The sequence below is a fragment of the Pseudomonas sp. H1_G08 genome (genome assembly GCF_054681355.1).
On the sequence record NZ_CP162822.1, the window covers coordinates 62,577 to 84,357 of the forward strand.

The 21,781-nt window shown below is 57.6% G+C and carries 19 protein-coding genes and 1 pseudogene; 12 read left to right on the forward strand and 8 right to left on the reverse strand.

Annotated features, from left to right (window positions below):
• Positions 1-166 precede the first annotated feature (166 nt).
• Positions 167-1,975 carry a cation:proton antiporter gene (locus tag AB4N85_RS00275; protein WP_252868846.1) on the reverse strand — a complete coding sequence of 603 codons (1,809 nt, stop codon included), beginning with the start codon at positions 1,973-1,975 and terminating at the stop codon, positions 167-169.
• A gap of 108 nt (positions 1,976-2,083) precedes the next feature.
• On the opposite strand from AB4N85_RS00275, the gene xerD reads away from it, so the two are divergent.
• The 7 genes from xerD to AB4N85_RS00310 all read left to right on the forward strand — a co-directional run bounded on the left by xerD (position 2,084) and on the right by AB4N85_RS00310 (position 9,493).
• A complete protein-coding gene (gene xerD / locus AB4N85_RS00280; protein WP_252868847.1) occupies positions 2,084-2,980 on the forward strand; it encodes a site-specific tyrosine recombinase XerD in 897 nt (298 codons plus the stop codon).
• Positions 2,981-3,346: 366 nt separating this feature from the next.
• Entirely contained in the window at positions 3,347-4,078 is a 732-nt protein-coding gene (gene dsbC / locus AB4N85_RS00285) for a bifunctional protein-disulfide isomerase/oxidoreductase DsbC (protein ID WP_041478193.1), read from the forward strand.
• A gap of 131 nt (positions 4,079-4,209) precedes the next feature.
• Complete coding sequence (locus tag AB4N85_RS00290; RefSeq protein ID WP_024011722.1) at positions 4,210-5,514, forward strand: homoserine dehydrogenase; 1,305 nt, start codon at positions 4,210-4,212, stop codon at positions 5,512-5,514.
• Between the two features lie 106 nt (positions 5,515-5,620).
• Positions 5,621-7,030: a threonine synthase gene (gene thrC, locus AB4N85_RS00295; protein ID WP_460066530.1), complete on the forward strand. Its 1,410-nt coding sequence runs from the start codon at positions 5,621-5,623 to the stop codon at positions 7,028-7,030.
• Positions 7,031-7,150: 120 nt separating this feature from the next.
• Positions 7,151-8,524 carry a transporter substrate-binding domain-containing protein gene (locus tag AB4N85_RS00300; RefSeq protein ID WP_252868849.1) on the forward strand — a complete coding sequence of 458 codons (1,374 nt, stop codon included), beginning with the start codon at positions 7,151-7,153 and terminating at the stop codon, positions 8,522-8,524.
• Positions 8,525-8,641: 117 nt separating this feature from the next.
• Positions 8,642-9,049, forward strand: a complete 408-nt coding sequence (locus tag AB4N85_RS00305; RefSeq protein WP_041478191.1) for a response regulator — start codon at positions 8,642-8,644, stop codon at positions 9,047-9,049.
• Between the two features lie 162 nt (positions 9,050-9,211).
• The gene (locus AB4N85_RS00310) at positions 9,212-9,493 is read left to right on the forward strand and encodes a DUF3509 domain-containing protein (RefSeq protein ID WP_016771530.1); all 282 of its coding nucleotides are present in this window, start codon (positions 9,212-9,214) and stop codon (positions 9,491-9,493) included.
• A gap of 220 nt (positions 9,494-9,713) precedes the next feature.
• Here the strand turns inward: AB4N85_RS00310 and AB4N85_RS00315 are convergent, their stop codons facing one another.
• On the reverse strand, positions 9,714-10,913 hold the full coding sequence (locus tag AB4N85_RS00315; RefSeq protein WP_041478190.1) for a CaiB/BaiF CoA transferase family protein: 1,200 nt from the start codon (positions 10,911-10,913) through the stop codon (positions 9,714-9,716).
• A 146-nt stretch (positions 10,914-11,059) separates the two neighbouring features.
• Here AB4N85_RS00315 and AB4N85_RS00320 point away from each other — a divergent pair, with 146 nt between their 5' ends.
• The 3 genes from AB4N85_RS00320 (at position 11,060) to AB4N85_RS00330 (ending at position 14,739) form a co-directional block, all read left to right on the forward strand.
• Entirely contained in the window at positions 11,060-11,602 is a 543-nt protein-coding gene (locus tag AB4N85_RS00320) for a YaeQ family protein (protein ID WP_007908961.1), read from the forward strand.
• 54 nt (positions 11,603-11,656) lie between these two features.
• On the forward strand, positions 11,657-13,366 hold the full coding sequence (recJ, locus tag AB4N85_RS00325) for a single-stranded-DNA-specific exonuclease RecJ (RefSeq protein WP_252868850.1): 1,710 nt from the start codon (positions 11,657-11,659) through the stop codon (positions 13,364-13,366).
• A 266-nt stretch (positions 13,367-13,632) separates the two neighbouring features.
• Positions 13,633-14,739, forward strand: coding sequence for an NADH:flavin oxidoreductase/NADH oxidase (locus AB4N85_RS00330; protein ID WP_039759093.1), 1,107 nt, complete (start codon positions 13,633-13,635; stop codon positions 14,737-14,739).
• 178 nt (positions 14,740-14,917) lie between these two features.
• Here the strand turns inward: AB4N85_RS00330 and AB4N85_RS00335 are convergent, their stop codons facing one another.
• Positions 14,918-16,546 (reverse strand): glucan biosynthesis protein D, encoded by a 1,629-nt coding sequence (locus AB4N85_RS00335; RefSeq protein WP_095180451.1) that lies wholly within the window; start codon positions 16,544-16,546, stop codon positions 14,918-14,920.
• 403 nt (positions 16,547-16,949) lie between these two features.
• Between AB4N85_RS00335 and AB4N85_RS00340 the strand changes: the two genes are divergently transcribed.
• Both AB4N85_RS00340 and AB4N85_RS00345 read left to right on the forward strand, forming a co-directional pair.
• The gene (locus tag AB4N85_RS00340; protein ID WP_041478186.1) at positions 16,950-17,135 is read left to right on the forward strand and encodes a hypothetical protein; all 186 of its coding nucleotides are present in this window, start codon (positions 16,950-16,952) and stop codon (positions 17,133-17,135) included.
• 180 nt (positions 17,136-17,315) lie between these two features.
• Positions 17,316-18,038, forward strand: coding sequence for a tellurite resistance TerB family protein (locus AB4N85_RS00345; RefSeq protein ID WP_095180453.1), 723 nt, complete (start codon positions 17,316-17,318; stop codon positions 18,036-18,038).
• 124 nt (positions 18,039-18,162) lie between these two features.
• Here the strand turns inward: AB4N85_RS00345 and AB4N85_RS00350 are convergent, their stop codons facing one another.
• The 5 genes and pseudogenes from AB4N85_RS00350 to AB4N85_RS00370 form a co-directional block, all read right to left on the reverse strand.
• On the reverse strand, positions 18,163-18,507 hold the full coding sequence (locus tag AB4N85_RS00350; protein ID WP_071174496.1) for a hypothetical protein: 345 nt from the start codon (positions 18,505-18,507) through the stop codon (positions 18,163-18,165).
• 185 nt (positions 18,508-18,692) lie between these two features.
• Positions 18,693-18,902: a barstar family protein gene (locus tag AB4N85_RS00355; RefSeq protein WP_252868851.1), complete on the reverse strand. Its 210-nt coding sequence runs from the start codon at positions 18,900-18,902 to the stop codon at positions 18,693-18,695.
• Between the two features lie 178 nt (positions 18,903-19,080).
• A complete protein-coding gene (locus AB4N85_RS00360) occupies positions 19,081-20,304 on the reverse strand; it encodes a hypothetical protein (protein ID WP_252868852.1) in 1,224 nt (407 codons plus the stop codon).
• Positions 20,305-20,687: 383 nt separating this feature from the next.
• A complete protein-coding gene (locus AB4N85_RS00365) occupies positions 20,688-21,104 on the reverse strand; it encodes a hypothetical protein (protein ID WP_252868853.1) in 417 nt (138 codons plus the stop codon).
• Positions 21,101-21,781: pseudogene (locus tag AB4N85_RS00370) on the reverse strand (RHS repeat-associated core domain-containing protein); the annotation flags it as partial. The gene AB4N85_RS00365 and the pseudogene AB4N85_RS00370, both read right to left, overlap by 4 nt.

Below are 21,781 nucleotides of genomic sequence, written 5' to 3' on the forward strand. Positions count from 1 at the left end.
GCCCAGCTTCCGATGCAGAAAAAAGCAGCCTACGGGCTGCTTTTTTGTTGCCCGGGATTTGTGCTGCCAAGATCTTCAGTCTGTCCGTGACCCAGTCGCGGCCTTCGCGAGCAGGCTCGCTCCCACAGGAATAGAGTGGGAGCGAGCCTGCTCGCGAATCGATCCGTCAGGCGCTGGAACCTTCTGGTTGAATCAACGCCAGCAACGTCCATCCAGCCCCAGGCTTCAGCGCCGTTTCCGGCGTCACCACATGCACCCAGCCGCTGTCATCACGCATGAACAGCAACGTTGCGCGATTGCCGTGCAGCGCCCGGTAATCATCCCAGCCAAACCCATCCGTCAGGGTTGTGCTGTACAGCTCGGCACCCTGGCCCATCTGGCCGGCCAGTTTCGAATAGGTCAGTGCCTCACTGCCCAACTGATTGCCCCGGTGTTCCAGGCTCGCCCGATGTTTATCGCTGCGGCGGCTTTCATGGCCGCTGGCCAGACCGAACAGGCGCTGATGACCGAAGTCATGACGAAAGCGCATCGCCGCCAATGTGTTCAGCTCGCCCGACGGTGACAGCGCCAGCAAATGCCCCAACCCCACCAGGTCCAGATGCGCGTCAGCATGCTGCGACGCCGGGTTGCCGAAATAAGTCGGCAAGCCTTCCATGCGTGCCGCGCGGATATTCTCCCAGCTCGAATCGGTCAGCAGTACGCGACTGCCCAGTTGCTGCAGCGACTTGCCCAATGCGCGGGCCGGGCTATTGGCTCCAACGATCAGAAAACCGCTCGGCGCCGGTTCGGCGACCTTTAACAGCCGTGCCAGCGGTCGCGCCGTTGCGCTTTGCAAAACCACGGTACCGATGATCACCGCAAAGGTCAGCGGCACCAGCAGCAGGGCGCCTTCATGTCCGGATTCATCCAGGCGGATCGCGAAAATCGCCGAGACAGCCGCTGCGACGATCCCGCGTGGCGCGATCCAGCACAGCAACGCCCGTTCACGCCAGCTGAGACTGGAACCGGCGGTGCTGAGCAAAACATTCAATGGGCGAGCGATCAACTGGATCACCAGCAGCAGAATCAACACCAGCGGTCCCAGACCGATCAACGCGTTCAGGTCCAGGCGCGCCGCGAGCAGGATGAACAGTCCGGAAATCAGCAACACGCTGAGGTTTTCCTTGAAGTGCAAGATGTGCCGCACGTCCACGCCTTTCATGTTGGCCAGCCACATGCCCATCAGCGTCACCGCCAGCAGGCCGGACTCATGCATCACTTGGTTGGCACCGATGAAGATTGCCAGCACCGCTGCCAGCGAGGCCAGGTTATGCAAGTATTCCGGCAGCCACTGACGCCGGATCACCGTCCCCAGCAGCCAGCCACCGACGACACCAAACACGGCGCCGCAGAGGATCACCCCGCCGAAGGTGAGAAGACTTTGCTTGAGGCCATGCCCTTCAGCGCTGGCGATGATGAAGCTGTACACCACGACGGCGAGCAGAGCGCCGATCGGATCGATGACGATGCCTTCCCAGCGCAGGATGTTGGCGATCGAGGCTTTTGGCCGCACCACCCGCAGCATCGGCACGATTACGGTCGGACCGGTGACCAGCGTCAGGCTGCCAAACAGAATCGCCAGCATCCAGTCGAAGCCCAGCAGAAAGTGCGTGGCCACCGCGATGACGATCCAGGTCGAAATCGCACCGAGGGTCACCAGTCGATGAACGACGCTGCCGATCTCTTTCCATTCCGACAGATGCAGGGTCAGGCTGCCTTCGAACAGGATCAGCGCCACTGCCAGCGACACCAGTGGCATCAGTAGCGGGCCGAACATTTCCTGCGGGTCGAGCCAACCCAGCACCGGGCCGGCCAGAATGCCGGTCAGCAGCAGAAACAGAATGGCCGGCAGCTTCAGGCGCCATGCCAGCCACTGACAACCCAGCGCCGCCGCGCCGATCCCGCCAAATGCCAAGAGAATTTGCTGCTCGTTCATTGATGCTCCCTGTTCCTTGATCTGGCTGGCTATGAAAGACTAGCGGCCATTCCCGTCGTTCACTGTCTATTTGCGCGCAGTGTTAAAAACTGCCTGCCCCGAGCACCCATGCCTGCCATCGACCATCCGCTGATTGATCAATTCCTCGACGCTTTATGGCTGGAGAAAGGCCTGTCCGACAACACCCGCGACGCCTATCGCAGCGACCTCGCGCTGTTCAACGGCTGGTTGCAGGAGAAAAATCTCGAGCTGATCAATGCCGGTCGCGAATTGATCCTCGATCACCTGGCGTGGCGGCTGGAGCAAAACTACAAGCCACGCTCCACCGCTAGATTTCTCTCCGGGGTGCGTGGCTTTTATCGCTATCTGTTGCGGGAAAAACTGATCAGCGTCGACCCGACGTTGCGCGTCGACATGCCGCAACTGGGCCGGCCGTTGCCCAAATCGCTATCGGAAGCCGATGTCGAAGCGCTGCTCAAGGCACCGGACCTGAGTGAAGCCATCGGTCAGCGTGACCGCGCGATGCTGGAAGTGCTGTATGCCTGTGGCCTGCGCGTGACCGAACTGATCAGCCTGACACTGGAGCAGGTCAACCTGCGCCAAGGCGTATTGCGGGTGATGGGCAAGGGCAGCAAGGAGCGTCTGGTGCCGATGGGCGAGGAGGCGATTGTCTGGGTCGAGCGCTATATGCGTGATGCTCGTGGCGAGTTGCTCGGTGGCCGCCCCAGCGATGTGCTGTTCCCCAGCCAGCGCGGCGAGCAGATGACCCGGCAGACGTTCTGGCATCGGATCAAGCATCAGGCCAAGGTCGCCGGGATCAGCAAATCGCTGTCGCCGCACACCTTGCGTCACGCGTTCGCTACGCACCTGCTCAACCATGGCGCGGACTTGCGCGTGGTGCAGATGCTGCTCGGGCACAGCGACCTCTCTACGACGCAGATCTATACCCATGTCGCCCGCGCCCGATTGCAGGATCTGCACGCCAAACACCACCCACGCGGCTGACACATCCCATAATGTTGAAATACTGACCTGTGGCGAGGGGATTTATCCCCGTTCGGCTGCGCAGCAGTCGCAAACCCGGCTGGCTCGATTTTGACTGAAAGATCGCGGTGGATGGTTTAGGGCTGCTTCGCAACCCGGCGGGGATGAATCCCCTCGCCACAATGATGTGCGTCAGCCACATGTGGTTGTGGGTCAGTTGTACAAGCATGAAGGTGTGTCAGTTGCACATGAGTGTGTGGCGACAGGCGCATTCGGCCCTCGCGGCCTTATGTGTTAGGCTTTGCCGGTTTGCACGATGGACGGTTATGACCCGGTGTTTCGCACGGGCGTTCTGATCGTTTCATTGGCCCGCCCTCAGGAGTACTCATGCGTCTGACCCAGATTTTCGCCGCCGCCGCTATTGCGCTGGTGAGCACCTTTGCCGTCGCCGACGACGCGGCCGACAAAGCCATTCGTCAAAGCCTGGAAAAACTCGAACTCGAGGTTCCGGTCGAAAGCATCAATGCCAGCCCGTTGCCTGGCATGTACGAAGTCAAACTCAAAGGCAGCCGCGTGCTGTACGCCAGTGCCGATGGCCAGTACATCGTGCAGGGCAACCTGTACCAGCTCGCGAATGGCAAACCGGTCAACCTGACCGAGAAGACCGAACGCCTGGGCATTTCCAAACTGATCAATGCCATCCCGGTGGCCGAAACCGTGGTCTACCCGGCCGTGGGCGAGACCAAATCGCACATCACCGTGTTCACCGACACCACCTGTCCGTACTGCCACAAACTGCATGCCGAAGTGCCCGAGCTGAACAAGCGCGGCATCGAAGTGCGCTACGTGGCGTTCCCGCGCCAGGGCCTGAATTCGCCGGGTGACGAGCAGCTGCAAGCAGTGTGGTGTTCGAAAGACAAGAAAGCCGCCATGGACAAAATGGTCGATGGCAAGGAAATCAAAGCCGCCAAGTGCGATAACCCGGTTTCCAAACAGTTCGCGCTCGGTCAGTCGATCGGCGTGAACGGTACACCGGCCATCGTTTTGGCCGACGGCCAGGTCATTCCGGGCTACCAGCCGGCGCCACAAGTCGCCAAACTGGCGCTGGGCGCGAAGTAATTCGCATCGTCACGGGTAACCGTTGACGATCGTGGTCCGGCAGCAGCAGCGCCGGGCCATCAACAGAGAGCCGCGAGCACGCGGTTGTTTTCCGGCCGACCCTGTGTCGGCCGTTTCATGGGGAGTTCACAGTGAATCCGGTCAAAGTAGGCATCTGTGGGTTAGGGACCGTCGGTGGCGGTACCTTCAACGTACTTCAGCGCAACGCCGAGGAAATTGCTCGTCGTGCCGGGCGTGGAATCGAAGTGGCGCAAATTGCCACGCGCACGCCAAAGCCTCAGTTCCAGACGACCGGTATTGCGATTACCAACGATGTCTTCGAAGTGGCCACGAACCCTGAGATCGACATCGTCATAGAGCTGATGGGCGGCTACACCGTTGCCCGCGAGCTGGTACTCAAGGCCATCGAGAATGGCAAGCATGTGGTCACCGCGAACAAGGCGCTGATAGCCGTTCACGGTAATGAGATTTTCGCCAAGGCACGCGAGAAAGGCGTGATCGTGGCATTCGAAGCGGCCGTGGCCGGTGGCATTCCGGTGATCAAGGCGATCCGCGAAGGCCTGTCCGCCAACCGCATCAACTGGGTTGCCGGGATCATCAACGGCACCGGCAACTTCATCCTCACCGAAATGCGCGAAAAAGGTCGTACGTTCGAAGACGTGCTCGCCGAAGCGCAAGCGCTGGGTTACGCCGAAGCCGATCCGACCTTCGACGTCGAAGGCATCGATGCCGCGCACAAGCTGACCATTCTGGCGTCTATCGCCTTCGGTATTCCGCTGCAATTCGACAAGGCGTACACCGAAGGCATCACCAAACTGACCACTGCCGACGTCAACTACGCCGAAGCGCTGGGCTATCGCATCAAGCACTTGGGTGTGGCGCGCAGCACTGACGCCGGCATCGAGTTGCGCGTGCACCCGACGCTGATTCCGGCCGATCGCCTGATCGCCAACGTCAACGGCGTGATGAACGCCGTCATGGTCAACGGTGATGCGGCCGGTTCGACGCTGTTCTATGGCGCTGGCGCTGGCATGGAGCCGACCGCTTCTTCGGTGATCGCCGATCTGGTCGACGTGGTTCGCGCGATGACTTCCGACCCGGAAAACCGTGTGCCGCACCTGGCCTTCCAGCCGGACTCGCTGTCGGCGCATCCGATCCTGCCGATCGAAGCCTGCGAAAGCGCTTACTACCTGCGCATTCACGCCAAGGACCACCCGGGCGTACTGGCTCAGGTGGCGAGCATCCTGTCGGAGCGCGGCATCAATATCGAATCGATCATGCAGAAGGAAGTCGAAGAGCATGACGGCCTGGTGCCGATGATCCTGCTGACCCACCGCGTGGTCGAGCAACGCATCAATGATGCGATCACCGCGCTGGAAGCACTGGCTGGCGTCGACGGCCCGGTTGTACGGATCCGTGTCGAACATTTGAACTAAAAGCAGCGGCAAGCTTCGAGCTGCAAGCGGCAAGAGAGAAGCAGTCTGGCTTTTACTTGCGACTTGCAGCTTGCAGCTTGCAGCTCAAACCGAAGGTTTGAAAAAAATGCGATATATCAGTACTCGCGGCCAGGCCCAGGCCCTGAATTTCGAAGAGGTCCTGCTGGCCGGTCTGGCGACCGATGGCGGTCTGTACGTCCCGGAAAACCTGCCACGTTTCACTCAGGAAGAGATCGCTTCCTGGGCTGGCCTGCCTTATCACGAACTGGCCTTCCGGGTGATGCGCCCGTTTGTCACCGGCAGCATCCCGGATGCCGATTTCAAGAAGATCCTCGAAGAAACCTACGGCGTGTTCGCGCACAGCGCCGTGGCGCCATTGCGTCAGCTGAACGGTAATGAATGGGTGCTGGAGCTGTTCCATGGCCCGACCCTGGCGTTCAAGGACTTCGCCCTGCAACTGCTCGGTCGCCTGCTCGATTACGTGCTGGAAAAGCGCGGCGAGCGCGTGGTGATTGTCGGTGCCACCTCTGGTGACACCGGTTCGGCGGCCATCGAAGGCTGCAAGCACTGCGAAAACGTCGACATCTTCATCCTGCACCCGCATCAGCGTGTATCGGAAGTGCAGCGTCGGCAGATGACGACGATCTTCGGCGAGAACATCCACAACATCGCCATCGAAGGCAACTTCGATGACTGCCAGGAAATGGTCAAGAACAGCTTCGCCGACCAGAGCTTCCTCAAAGGCACGCGTCTGGTGGCGGTGAACTCGATCAACTGGGCGCGGATCATGGCCCAGATCGTTTACTACTTCCATGCGTCCCTGCAGTTGGGCGGTCCGGCGCGTTCGGTGTCGTTCTCGGTACCGACCGGCAACTTCGGCGACATCTTCGCCGGCTACCTGGCGCGCAACATGGGCCTGCCGATCAATCAGTTGATCGTGGCAACCAACCGCAACGACATCCTGCACCGCTTCATGAGCGGCAACCAGTACGTCAAGGAAACCCTGCACGCGACGCTGTCGCCGTCGATGGATATCATGGTGTCGTCGAACTTCGAGCGCCTGCTGTTCGACCTGCACGGGCGTAACGGTGCGGCGATTGCCGGCCTGATGGACTCGTTCAAAAAGGACGGCAGTTTCAGCGTCGAACAAGAACGCTGGACCGAAGCACGCAAGCTGTTCGATTCGCTGGCGGTGGACGATGCGCAGACCTGCGAAACCATCGCCGACGTCTACGAGCAAACCGGTGAAGTCCTCGACCCGCACACTGCCATCGGTGTGAAAGCTGCGCGCGAATGCCGTCGCAGTCTGGATATCCCGATGGTAATTCTGGGCACTGCCCATCCGGTCAAGTTTCCTGAGGCAGTGGAGAAAGCGGGTGTAGGAAAAGCGCTCGAACTACCTGCACATCTTTCTGATTTGTTTGAGCGAAACGAGCGTTGCACGGTTCTGCCAAACGACCTGAAAGCCGTGCAAGCCTTTGTCAGCCAGCATGGCAACCGCGGCAAGCCACTCTAAGCCAGTAAAAGCTGTCACATTTTGAAGCCCGTCTCCTGACGGGCTTTTTTGTTTCTGCTGCCACACTGCTCGGGTTTTCACCCACGAAGGACGGGTGAGTCGATCACGAAGGAAATGGCAATGCTGTTTTACAGAGGTTTGAAACCGGCACTGGGCTGGTTGTTTTTGTTGGCGGTGCTGGGATGGATGCACAGCGGCGTGGCAGCGCAGATGGCACTCGATCAGGCCAATGCGTCGGGCACTGTGCCGGTTGTCGAACTGGATGCGCACGAGCGGCAATGGATCCGTGACAACCCCAGAGTAACGGTGGCATCGGTGCAATATCCGCTGTACCTGTTTCAGGACGAACACGGCCAGTGGAGCGGTCTGAACAACGATGTGCTCAAGCGGGTCAGCGCAATGACCGGACTGCAATTCGAGCACCAGGAATCGTTCTCTACCGACCATATGCTCGATCGCCTGCAAAGCGGGGTCGCGGACATCAGTACGACGTTGGCCATGAGCGATGAACGCAAGGCCTTTCTCGATTTCAGTCATGCTTTCGGAGGGGCTGGCTGGGTGTTTGTCGGACATGCCAATGCCCCGAGGGTGGAGTCTTTCGAGCAACTGGCGAAGCGCGTTCTGGTGCTGCCCGCCCGTCATGCCCTGGAGGATGCGATTCGGCGCGATTATCCGTCGATTGAAATACGCTCGGTGAAAACCTACGCCGAAGCGCGGGCGCTGGTCGAGAGTGGGGAAGCCTATGCAACCATCGAAAACGAAATCGGCGCGCAGCTCTATCCGTTGGGCATGCTCAAGGTCGGTGCCCTGGTAGAGGGCAAGTGGGAAGCCGATCATCTGGCTGTACGAAAAGGCATGCCGCAACTACTGAGTATTCTTAACAAGGCGCTGGAAGCTTTCCCTGCTGCGGAGTTGCGGGCGATTCGTCTCAAGTGGCTGGCAGGCGTTTCGCCGCCGCCCGTGCCCTCCGTGTGGAAGCGCCTGGTCGAGTGGGCATGCTGGGCGATGGGGGGAATCGGCGTTTTCGGAATGCTGTCGCTGGTGTGGAACCGGCGCCTGGCGGCCGTGATCAAGCTGCGCTGCGCGGCGGAAAAGGAGTTGGGCGATCAACTGGCCTTTCAGCACGCTCTGATCGATTCGATGCCGGATCCGGTGTTTGTCCGTGATCTGCACGGGCGTTTGATCATCTGCAATCGCAGTTACGAAGAGGCGCTGTCGGTGCGCCAGGACCAGATGCAGGGACGCTTGCTGATCGAAGTCGATGCGTTTCCGGAAACCACCGCGCGGATGCTCCACGACGAATTCATCGCCCAGTTGCAAACCCGCAAGTCGCGCTTCAGCAAACGTCAACTGCTGTTCAAGGGCGGGCCTCGCGAGGTTTATCAGTGGACCGTGCCGTTTTACAGCGGCGACGGCAAATTGCGCGGCTTGTTGGGCGGCTGGACCGACATCACCCAGCGTCGGACCGAGAGCGGGTGTCGCTGTCTGCCGTAAAGAAGGGAAATGTCCTGCAAGACGCGGCTACTTTTCTGATGGGAGGCTTAAGACGCCTGCCCTAGAGTGAACGACACCTGCGGTGAGAGTCCGCGATGATCGCTCCAGAGGTCGCCCATGCGCTCGCTTAAAGTCCTGATTCTTGAACCCAACCCGTTCCAGCTGATGGCATTGCATCAAATGCTCAATGCCATCGGCATCTACGACGTATTGACCGCGCCGTCGCTGGCGTCAGCCCTGTCTTCACTGGGGCATCGCGGTGCGGTCGATATCGCCATTTGCGATCCGCAGCTCAAAGGTGGCGATGGGTTGGCATTGATTCATCACCTGGCGGCGCACCATGAGGCGCGTGCCCTGATTCTGCTGGGCTCGGTCGCGCAGAGTTTGTTGAGTGACCTGGAGCCGGTGCTTCGGCAACAACGCCTGCGCCTGCTGGGGCGTCTGCAGACACCGGTTTCGGCGGTGTTGATGCGAGGTCTGCTGGACAGTTATCTGATCACTGCGCAGGCACTCATCGAGGCCTGATACCGGCGAATATTTTTCTGTCATCTTCGCCATGCATGCTCTGTCAGACACGGTCCTGCAAGGTCGGAACGTGACAGGCAGAACTTTCTTCTCGGGCCGGTGGTCATTTAATGTGAACACGCCCCAGGCACTGTGTTTTCGGACTATTGAGTGGAGATCGAGATGGAAAGTATCAGTCTATTGCTCGGTGAGGCTCTGAGCCCGTATCAGGTGACGCTGACCCCTCGCGGCAGCCATGGTGAATGTCTGGTGACGCTGAAGAACAGCAGCGGCGCCATTGTGGTGGAACGCGAATTCAATCAGGCCCAGTTGAGCGACAAGCGCTTGCTGACCGACGTGGTGGACGGCCTGCACCGTGACGTGATGATCGCCGAAGGGCGGCTGGAACCCTGCGTCATTGCGGCGTTGCGCAATGCAGCTCTGGACAAGCGTCCGGCCCTGTAAAGATGAAATATTTTTTGTGGGAACCTTCCTGCATACCTGTCAGTCAGACCCCATAACAGCAGGATCAAGCATTGTGCTCCGGTGCTTGTCGCTTGCTGCTACGGGTCTCGAAGCAGACCCCGTTTAACCCCGAGTTGTCTCCCCACTTCTCGGGGTTTCTTTTGCCCGGCGTTTGCCCTGTGCACAGCTTTTTGCTCGAAAACCAAACCTCCAGCGTTGCTCAAATGGCCCCGTCTTCGCGCAGCCGAGCGATTTGCGCCGCGTCGTAGCCCAGATCGCCAAGCACCTGCGCATTGTGTTCGCCAAGCTGCGGTCCGACCCATTCGGACGAGCCCGGCGTTTCCGACAGCTTCGGCACGATGCCGGGCATCTTGAAGTCCTTGCCGTCCGGCAGCTTGGCATGCAGGAACATCTCCCGCGCCAGGTATTGCGGATCGTTGAACATGTCCTCGGCGCTGAAGATCCGGCTGACCGGTACGTCGGCCTGATTGAGCAAGTCGAGAACGGTCTGCAGCGGTAAGGAATTGACCCAGCGATCAATCACGCCATACAACTCGTCCCGGCGACTGTCACGCCCGTCGTTACTGGCCAGCACCGGGTCGTTGGCAAGATCTGCGCGGCCAATCACGAGCATGAAGCGTTTGAAGATCGCATCACCATTGGCGCCGATCTGCACATGTTTGCCGTCGGCACTGGTGTGGATCGAAGAGGGCGTGATGCCCGGCATGATGTTACCGCTGCGCTCGCGGATGAAACCGAAGACGTCGAACTCCGGCACCATGCTTTCCATCATCGCGAAGATAGCTTCGTACAGCGCAACGTCGACCACTTGGCCCAGTCCGCCATTGACCTCGCGATGACGCAGCGCCATCAGTGCACCGATCACGCCCCACAGCGCGGCAATCGAATCACCGATGGAAATCCCGGTACGCACCGGTGGCCGGTCTTCGAAACCGGTGATGTACCGCAGGCCACCCATGGATTCGCCGACCGCGCCGAAGCCGGGCTGATCTTTCATCGGCCCGGTCTGACCGAAACCGGACAGGCGCACCATCACCAGTTTCGGGTTCAGGGCGTGCAGGGTTTCCCAGCTCAGACCGAGTTTTTCCAGTACGCCGGGGCGGAAATTCTCGATGAGGATGTCGGCCTCGCCCAGCAGCTGTTTCAGGATCGCCAAGCCGTCGGGGTGTTTCAGATTGAGGGTCAGCGACTTCTTGTTGCGCGCCTGGACAAACCACCACAACGAGGTGCCTTCGTACAACTTGCGCCATTTGCGCAGGGGATCGCCGCCGTCCGGCGATTCGATCTTGATCACTTCGGCGCCGAATTCGCCGCAAATGCGCGAGGCAAACGGCCCGGCAATCAACGTACCCAATTCAATGACTTTCAGACCCGAGAGCGGTTTGCTGGTGAACGGCATGCGAAATCCTGTAGGACAAGGCTGAGCGGATACAGGGTTTTAACATAGCCGACTGTCAGACGCCGCAGCTTGATTGCCATCAATTCGATGATTGCCTGTGGCATCGGTTAGACTTGCCGACTTTCCTCGTATCAAGAAGCCCGTTCATGGCCCAGCCGTCCACTACCTACAAATTCGAACTGAACCTCACCGACCTCGACCGCAGCGTCTACGAAAGCGTCAAGCAGACTATCGCCCGTCATCCTTCGGAGACCGAAGAACGCATGACTGTGCGGCTGCTGGCCTACGCGCTCTGGTACAACGAGCAGCTGTCGTTCGGCCGTGGTCTGTCAGACGTGGATGAACCGGCCTTGTGGGAAAAGAGCCTGGACGACCGTGTCCTGCACTGGATCGAAGTCGGCCAGCCGGATGCCGATCGCCTGACCTGGTGCTCGCGCCGCACCGAACGCACCAGCCTGCTGGCCTACGGCAGCCTGCGTGTGTGGGAAACCAAGGTGATCCCGGCGATCAAGAACCTGAAAAACGTCAACATCGCCGCCGTCCCGCAAGAAGTGCTGGAGACCCTGGCCAAGGACATGCCGCGCGTCATCAAGTGGGACGTGATGATCAGCGAAGGCACGATCTTCGTCACCGACGATCGCGGTCAGCACGAAGTCCAGTTGCAATGGCTGCAAGGTGAGCGCGGCTGAGGTCGCGACACCGCTGATATTTCCCACGAATCAAAGAGAAGCCTCCGTCGCCCCATGCGTATCGAACCTCGTCAATTGCCTGCCACGCTGCCTTTCCTCGGTGATCTGCCGCCACTGCTGACCCGCCTGTACGCGGCGCGGGGCGTGCAGTCGGAGGCGGAGCTGGACAAGAGTCTGGCGCGCTTGATCCCGTTCCAGCAGCTCAAAGGCATCGATGCGGCGGTCGACCTGCTGGTGACGGCTCTGGAGCAGCGTCAGCGCATTCTCATTGTTGGCGACTTCGATGCGGACGGCGCCACCGCCAGCACTGTCGGTGTGCTCGGTCTGCGCCTGTTGGGCGCGGCGCATGTCGATTACCTGGTGCCGAACCGCTTCGAATACGGCTACGGCCTGACGCCGGAAATCGTCGAAGTCGCGCTGACCCGTGAACCGCAATTATTGATCACCGTCGACAATGGTATTTCCAGTGTCGAAGGCGTCGCGGCGGCCAAGCGCGCCGGACTGAAGGTGTTGATCACCGACCACCACTTGCCCGGCGATGAACTGCCGCAGGCTGATGCGCTGGTCAATCCGAATCAGCCGGGCTGCGAATTTCCGAGCAAAGCGCTGGCCGGCGTCGGGGTGATCTTTTACGTACTCATGGCGTTGCGCGCGCGTCTGCGCAGCCTCGGCTGGTACGAGAGCAAGCCACAACCGAACATCGGCGAACTGCTCGATCTGGTGGCGCTGGGCAGCGTCGCCGACGTGGTGCCGCTGGATGCCAACAACCGCATTCTTGTGCATCAAGGGCTGGAGCGGATTCGCGCCGGCCGGGCACGGCCGGGGATCAAGGCGATTCTCGAAGTCGCCAAGCGAGAGGCTGGGCGGATCACTTCCACCGACCTCGGTTTCATCGTCGGCCCGCGCCTGAACGCCGCCGGGCGTCTGGACGACATGAGCCTGGGCATCGAATGCCTGCTCACTGCCGACGCCAATCTGGCGCGGGAGATGGCTGCGCAACTGGACGGTATGAACCAGGATCGCAAATCCATCGAGCAGGGCATGCAGCGTGAAGCGCTGGCGCAGCTCAAGGATCTGCCAGTCGAATCGATGCCGTTCGGTCTGTGCCTGTTCGACCCGGAGTGGCACCAGGGCGTGATCGGCATCCTCGCCTCGCGCATGAAAGAGCGCTATTTCCGCCCGACCATTGCCTTCGCCGATGCCGGTGATGGTCTGCTCAAGGGCTCCGGTCGCTCGGTGCAGGGCTTCCATATTCGCGATGCGCTGAGTGTGGTCGCGGCGCAGCATCCGAACCTGATCGCCAAGTACGGTGGTCATGCGATGGCCGCTGGTCTGACCTTGCCGCAGGAGAATTTTCAGCTGTTCGCCGAGGCATTTGACGCTGAAGTGCGTAGGCAACTTCGCGAAGAAGACCTCACTGGGCGGATGCTTTCAGATGGCACGCTGGCCGTTGAAGAGTTTCATCTCGAACTGGCTCGCGCCTTGCGCCACGCCGGGCCGTGGGGGCAGCATTTTCCCGAGCCGCTGTTTCACGGTGTGTTTCAACTGGTCGAGCAGCGCGTGGTCGGCGAACGGCATTTGAAAGTGGTGCTGAAAAGCGAATGCGGTTCGGTGAAGCTCGATGGCATCGCGTTTGGCATTGATCGCGATGTGTGGCCGAACCCGACGATTCAATGGGTTGAACTGGCTTACAAGCTCGACGTTAACGAGTTTCGTGGCAACGAGACTGTGCAGCTGATGATTGCTCATATCGAACCGCGTTAAGCCATTCGCGAGCAGGCTCGCTCCCACAGGTACGGTGTAGTCTTGTGGGAGCGAGCCTGCTCGCGAAAGCATCCTTTCACACACTGAATTACTCTGAACCCTCCGTCATTCCCGGTTGTCGACTAGGCTCTAAGCACTGCTTGATTGGCCTTGTGACGTCTTGTCGAATTTTTGCCCGCGGGGGCGGGTGCTGCACCCTTTTTCTGTCACTCGTCGACTTTTCAAACAGAACCCTGGAGCCTGCCCACTGATTCGAGAGGTGCCCCATGAGTCTGCTGCTTGAACCCTTTACTCTTCGCCAACTGACCCTGCCCAACCGCATCGCCGTGTCGCCGATGTGCCAGTACTCCAGCGTCGACGGCCTGGCCAACGACTGGCACCTGGTGCACCTGGGTAGCCGCGCGGTGGGCGGTGCCGGTCTGGTTTTCACCGAAGCCACGGCGGTTACCGCCGACGGACGCATCACCGCCGAAGACCTTGGACTGTGGAACGACGAACAGATCGAACCGCTGCAACGCATCACTCGCTTCATCACCGCCCAGGGCGCGGTCGCCGGTATTCAACTGGCCCACGCCGGGCGCAAGGCCAGCACCCACCGGCCGTGGATCGGCAAGCATGGCAGTGTCAAACCCGAGGACGGCGGCTGGACCCCGGTCGGGCCATCGCCGATTGCCTTCGATCCCCAGCACACACAACCGAAGCAACTGGATGAGGGGCAGATCGCCGAAGTGATCCAGGCCTTTGTCGACGCGGCCAAACGCGCGCTGACGGCCGGGTTCAGCGTGGTCGAGGTGCATGCGGCGCACGGTTATCTGCTGCATCAGTTTCTCTCGCCGCTGAGCAATCAACGCCGCGATCAGTACGGTGGTTCGTTCGAGAATCGCATCCGTCTGGTGCTGCAAGTCACTGAAGCGGTGAGGGCGGTATGGCCGGAGGAATTGCCAGTGTTTGTCCGCGTCTCGGCGACCGACTGGGTCGAAGACGGCTGGAACCCGGATGAGACCGTGGAGCTTGCGCGCCGCCTTCATACGCTGGGCGCAGATCTCATTGACGTGTCTTCAGGAGGGACTGCTGCAAACGCGGAAATCCCGGTTGGACCCGGATATCAGACGCGCTTCGCCGAGCGTGTACGCAAAGAGTCAGGCATCGCCACCGGTACTGTCGGAATGATTACCGAGCCGGCCCAGGCCGAGCACATTCTGCGTACCTGTCAGGCCGATATCATTTTCCTTGCGCGCGAACTGCTGCGCGATCCGTACTGGCCGCTGCACGCCGACGATGATCTGGGCGGGCGCAAAGCGGTGTGGCCGGCGCAGTATCAGCGCGCGACCCATCGCGACCAGCCGATTCATGAATCGGATTTGCGCGATTGATTGAAGGCTGGAAAGCAGAAGCCCCGAGCCGGTGATGGTCGGGGCTTTTTCTATTCGGCACAAGTTTGCGTTGTCAGGCGGGCCTCTTCGCGAGCAGGCTCGCTCCCACAGTAGGAATGCGGACCCCTGTGGGAGCGAGCCTGCTCGCGAATGACGCCAGAACAGCCGCCTTATAACCTCAAGGGTATTTACGCTTGTCCGGCGCCGGCGGGAAATACTGGTACAACCAGGTCTCGCTCAACGTGCGGTCATTGGTGCGAATGAACAGACGCAGTTCCACTGGCTCGACGCTGTCATTGGTCGGGTACCAGTCGAACAGGATCCGGTAACCCTTGATGTCATCCAGCACCAGCACGCTGAAGTCCTGCACCTTGCCGTTGGAACAGGTAATCACCGGCTCGATCCCGGTGCCCTGTGGCAGGCGCTCGAGGCCGCCACCGGTGAAGTCTACGGCAAAGCGCCGCGCCCAGACCGGCGGGTAGTGCTCACCCGGCGCCCAGCCCTCGGTGAAGCCGCCCATGCCCGAACGCGTCGCGTGCACCCGCGCCAGTGGCGTGCCGACCGGTGGCAGGGCGCTCCAGTAGAGCTTGTACCCGTAGTTCAGTGAATCACCGGCAGCCACTGGTTTCTTCGGCGTCCAGAAGGCGACGATGTTATCCAGCGTCTCGCCGGTCGTAGGAATTTCCAGCAGATCGATAGAGCCTTCGCCCCAGGCGGTTGTAGGTTCTACCCACAGGCTCGGGCGCTTGCTGTACCAGTCGACAGTGTCCTGATAGTTGGCGAATTCGTGGTCGGTCTGCACCAAGCCGAAACCTTTCGGGTCCTTGTCGGCAAATGCATTGAATTGCAGCGTCGCCGGGTTGTTCAACGGCCGGCAGATCCACTCGCCATTGCCGCGCCACATTGCCAGGCGATCGGAGTCGTGGATCTGCGGGTGAATGGTGTCGCACATGCGCCGTTCGTGGGTGCCGCAGCTGAACATGCTGGTCATCGGCGCCACGCCCAACTGTTCGATGGTGGTGCGTGCGTTGATGTGCGCGTCGATTTCCATGACCACGCGCTCGGCCTGGCAATCGATGTCAAAGCGATAGGCGCCGGTCGCGCTCGGCGAGTCGAGCAGGGCGTAGACCACAAAACGCGTGGCGTTCTTGTCAGGCGTCTCGAACCAGAACTTGGTGAAGTCGGGAAACTCTTCGCGTTTCTTCGCGTAAGTGTCGATGGCCAGGCCGCGCGCGGAAAGGCCATATTGGCCAGTGGCATCGACCGCACGGAAATAGCTGGCGCCCAGAAACGACACCACGTCATGCCGATCCAGCTCCGGCGCCTTGAACAGTTTGAAGCCGGCAAAACCCAGGTCGCCCTTGAGCTGCTGGGTGTCGACCGAAGTGTTCTCGTAATTGAACAGCGCCGGACGGAAATGCACCTCGCGCGCCATGCGCGTCTTCGGATCAACGCTGTACATGCGCACCGGTTGACGGAAACCCATGCCGACGTGGAAGAACTGCACGTCCAGCTGACCTTTGTTTTCCTTCCACAAGGAATGCTCGCCGTCGTAGCGGATCGCGTTGAAATTTTGCGGAGTCATGGTCGCCAGGGTTGGCGGCAACACCTGTTTCGTATCCTGATAGGCACTGCCGGCGAGCTGCTTGGCCTGACGCTTCAACGCCTCGAAATCGAAGGCCTGGGCCTCGCCATCGGCGGCGCCGCCATTGGCTGCCCAAGCGCGGGCGGCCAACAGGCCCGACGCGGAAAGACCGGTATAGGCCGCAATGGCCATGGACGCTTTGAGCAAATTCCTGCGGTGCATAAATACAACCTGTCGTGTGCAATCCAGCGCCGTTCCTGGCACCTGTCGGATCGGAAATTACGGTTCGGTCATGCCTTCGGCCAAACGCAACGGACTATAAACAGATGCCCGCTAGCTTAATCGGTTCGATTGTCGGGCAAAAAGGCTTGTTTGCGTTGCGTCACCTGGCAATGAAACAAGACATGTCTGTAATTTTTCTGACAGGGTTCTCTGATTTAGAGGGCATATCTGCTTTTTTCGATTAATTACTCTAAAAACCGCTTTTCAACGCCGATTTAATTCCTATTCTATGGGCAAGACCGGATACAAGCCTTCGTGCCGGCGGGGCACACGACGCTGCTCGAAGAGGCAGGGCGATGTGAGGTTCAGCAGTTTCTTGACTCAATAGAGAAGGACATCGTCCATGGCAAAAATACAGAGCATCACCGAAATGTTGGGCATCTTCCCTTGCTTGGGCGGCGGGCGCAGAAGACGCCGCCTCAATTCCGAAGAATTGAAACTTGTGGAGCGTTATCGAGAACTATCGGAAAGCGACCGGATTGCCATGCGCTATCTGGTGGATGCGATGCGGAGTGTTTCGCGATTCTAAGGGGGAGGGGGAGAAGGGGGCCGGCCGAGAAGCCTGCCCCTTTTTCATTTGCGTAACGCTCGAAACATGCCCTTCTGAGTGGCGAGCAACATCTCGAAGCACACTCGCAGGTCGGGGTCGGGCACTTTCGAACTAGGCTGAGGGCCTTAGATCCGGATAATCCTTGTTTGGAGACGGAACATGAACACCCGTGGATTGCTCGATCAACTGCTCAAGTCCGGGCAGGAAATGCTGCAGAACAAGACTGGTGGCGCTTCCAACAAGTCGGCTGCCAGCGGACTGGGCGGTTTGCTCGGTGGCTCGTCTGGCTCCAGCGGCCTCGGCGGCCTGCTGTCCGGCGCGGGCGGCGGCGCATTGGCCGCGGGCGCGATGGGCCTGCTGCTCGGCAACAAAAAAGTCCGCAAGGTCGGCGGCAAAGTCGCCATCTACGGCGGCCTCGCCGCGCTGGGCGTACTGGCTTACAAGGCCTACGGCAACTACAACGCCCAAAAAGGCAGCGCACCCCAACGCGAACCACAAACCCTCGACCGCCTGCCACCCGCGCAAGTCGAAGAACACAGCCAGGCCATCCTCAAAGCCCTGGTCGCCGCCGCCAAGGCCGACGGCCACATCGACGAGCGCGAGCGCGAACTGATCGAAGGCGAATTCACCAAACTCGACAACGACCAGGAGCTGCAACACTGGCTCCACGCCGAACTCAACAAACCCCTCGACCCCACCGACGTCGCCCGCGCGGCAAGCACGCCGGAAATGGCGGCGGAGATGTACATCGCCAGTGTGATGCTGGTGGATGAGGAGAATTTTATGGAGAAGAGCTATCTGGATGAACTGGCACGGCAGTTGAAGCTGGAGCCGGGGTTGAAGGTGGAGTTGGAGAGGCAGGTGCGGTTGGCGGCAGATTGATTCTATGGGGTGAGAAATCGCAGTGTTGTGCTGCGATTTTTCCTGTGTCGCTTATTGAGGCGTCAATACAGATTTAGCTCGGAAAGCCGTTTTTAATCTTTTTGATTCGTGAACAATGATGTAATCAAGCCTCAATCATAAAATCTTCAATTCTTTCAATGAATTCGATTTTGCTTTTGGTTCTGAATTCACCTAGAAACTTTTCGGAGTTTTTGATTGGCTCACCTCTTCTATCGTATTCGATCGTTAGCATATCAATCACAAATTCTCCGTCGGGATCCCCTTCGGGCTCGACTCTCGTGTCAAAGCAATGGCCGGTACTCTGGCGGACTCCTCCGATCAGTACCGAACTAGAGAACCAGTTGCAAGTCTCCGGTGTCAGCTCCACCTCAAACAGATTGTTGATTGTTATTGTCCAGCCGCTTGGTACTCGGATGGGTTGGAGTTTGTATTCGAGTTTTGATCTCATTGGGTCTCTCCGAATCTTTGCATTCGTGAATACTTTGCTCTGATCATTCAAACGATAATCGTGCTTACTGCAGCGTTGAATAAATGCGCTGGCAAGTATCAATTTTTTTTACTTTAATTTGTATTCGAATTTTTCATCTAAGCCCAGGGATATGTCCTGATTTTCTGTTTGCTCGAATATAAATATCATTTTTTAAAAGTTTCGCCCATGCTTTGTTCAGATTCTTTCGAATTTTTCCATACTATTTCAATCGGACGCTCCACGTCCGTACTGAGCAAATCCCACAGAGAATTTAGGTTGTTTCCATAGTACTGAGCCCAAAAAAATGCAGAAGCTATCCGCTTGTGGAAATCCTGCTCGGAAGAAATGGATAGGCCGTCAAGTTCAATTATCATTCAGGTTATTTCCACTTTCCTATTGGGCTGACAGCGCCCATCCGCTCTGAGCAGCCTGCCTTAAGAAAAGGGGACAGATTTATATTCAGTTTGAAGAAAGAAATCTGTCCTCTTTTACTCAGTCCCTTTTGCTCAGAAGACAAAGCGACCACATGATCGCTCTGTCTTCAGAGATGAATTAGACCTCCTGCCGCCAAGCGGAAAACGTGATCACTGTGCCGGCTTCTTTTCTATTGGTGATTTCTACTTTATAGGTACCACCATTGATGCGGCCTTCAACGAGCGCTTTGCGCTCGTTGCCGCTGACTTCGGCGTCCTTTGCATGTTGCTGATAGAAGTCGATAACATCCGCGTATTCGGTAAAAGTCCTGAGAATGACCTCATATTCATGCTGAGGGCGTCCGGCTATTTTGTCCCAGTCACCGTCAATTGACGTGCCCTCCATACCCGGTGTCGTAAAGACACCGTGAGCGCCGGCGCCAATCAAGTGAGCTCGCTGCGGAAGCAACGGCAGCATCGCTTTTGGAAAATCGGAAGGTAATTGAGCCGCAGTCCAGGCTCCCTGTTTCGGCTGAGTCACGATGTACTCAACGTGGGCAATCTTCTGCGCAGCGGCTCGGCGTTCTGGATCGTCACTCTCCGCCCACAGCGCCATCATAGGAGGCAGTTGCTTACTCCAGGGGATCAAAGCATCGGCGTCAGACTTGCCGGCGCCTTCTGGCTGGAAAATAGTCAGCATGGTTTCCGGCGCATCGTTACAAGTCAATGGTTCCTCGCGAGACTTGACGGTGCAGTGGCCATTGACCAGTCCTACGGCGAGCAACAGCCCCTTGTCGTCCAGCAGCAATGCGCCGCGCTCGAACCCGTTGTTACCGTCGTCCATGGCAGTGATCATTTTTCTGCCGGGAGGCACACCATCAACAAAAGTCGACATTTCTGAGTCGAGCGCTTCAAGAACCTGCTGCACGATCATCGTATTGTCATTGGTGTAACTTCCGGTTTGGTAGCCAAAAAAATCAACGAGTGCAGAACGAACCGCCGGGTCTTGGTTGAGCTTGTGAGCCCGTTCTGGACTGGCTTCGTTTGTAAGCAACAAGACAGTTGTGCCGTCGGGACGTTGTTCGGATCGTAGTGACAGCGCGCTTGCGCTTAGGGAGAAGGTAAGGGCTAGAAGCAAGGTGAGAGTGCGGCTTAAGTGTTTCAAGATAACAGTCCTTTGATTATTTAATCCGTGAGAGTGGTCGCAGAGATTTGATCTGGTGATTATGCGTTGAGCATAAGTTTTCTGTTTTTCATTATTCTTGAATGGAGAGTTTAAGTTGACAGTCGCCTTGAAGGTTTCAGTGACGTATTTTTCACGCATATCAGGCGGCTCAGCAGATTTCTTCGTACAGCTAAGCATTCAAGGCTTCCAGAATTCAATTCCCTCCACATGACGCTCTATGTCATCCATGTCATCCATGTCAATCCTCACCAGGAATTGGGGCGAAATTTTTGCTGATGATTTTTTGATCTTGGATTGGTCGCTGAGTGACGTATCATCGTTAATGAACTCGGTTGTAGTTTTTGATATTCTCTAACCGGTTTGTCGCTATAGTAACTTCCCATTTTTTGTAGAGGAATCAAGGTAAATTCAATGTTTGCGAGTGCTTTCAGAGTATCTTCGATGATGAGTGTGATTATCCTGTTTTTTATATTTGTTTTCTCTGATTGAATGGCGCAAATGGGGGCGGATTTATTTCAATAGAAAATCGATTTTCCCTATTTTTCTGCTATGTGTCATGTTTAAGTGGTCTCACTAAAATTGATTTCGCCCTCGCTGCTTATGCAGCCTATCAAACTAAACTGCTCGGAGAAAAAATAGGTGTGTTGCGGTATTTCAGAGAATGTCATTATTATTTTTTTAAGATCGGCGGTGTGGAATTTGTAAGCATTCTCAGTTAGCGAGTCGCCGATAAAGGTAATCTCAGTTATTTTGAGATCTTTTGCTTTTTCTGAAATTTCTTCAATGGCTTTGTTAATAGTGTTTTTTGAATGCGATATGCTGTTGGGAAGTGAGCTCCAAGCGATTTTTGATCCAATAAACGGAAAATTTCTATTGATATGTGAGACGGTGTTGTTATGCGCATCATTGTTAAGTTTTATGTAGTTAATGCTGGATTCTAACAATTCTTTCTCAAGTTCTTCGTCGAAGTAGCTCATTTTTTAAATGCCTTTAGTAATTTTAATACGGTTTTTTCGCTTGCATTGAAAAGGTAATGTGGTACTGGCTTTTTTCCTGATCAAACGTTTATATGTGCGCCGCTTCTTTCATCATATTCGATTCGATAGCCAGTCTTGCCGTCAGCGGTTTGCATGCCTACAACCTTCCCGGCATTTGTACCAAACTTCCCAATGGTTGGCTTTTCTGCTTTGAATCCATTGCTTTCAAGCCATTCAAGTGCCTTATTGCGCGCTTGCTCGAAATGCTCAAATTTAAGTGTCTCGCCAACCTCGGGCGGGGTCGTTTTTTGCGGAGGCTTTTTCGGAGTGGCACCGTTTGTCTGTTTACACACCAGCCCCAACGGATCCACCCACCCCGTAGGGTTAGGCACGTACTGGTAGCTGTTCAACCCACCCGCAAATTTCATCGGGTCAGGGGTCAATAACCGCCCAGTCCCCGGATTGTAGTAGCGGTGGTGGTTGTAACTTAACCCGGTCTTGGCGTCGAAATACTGACCCAAGAAGCGCAGCCGGTTATCGACATCACTGACATCCAGCGCTGCGAGGTTGTCGTAGTCGCGGTATTTCGCTGACCACATTTCGCCGCTGCAATCGGGTAGTTCCTCCGTCATGCCAAGGTGGCCAAGCTTGTTGTAGAACGGCGTAGCTTTAATTGG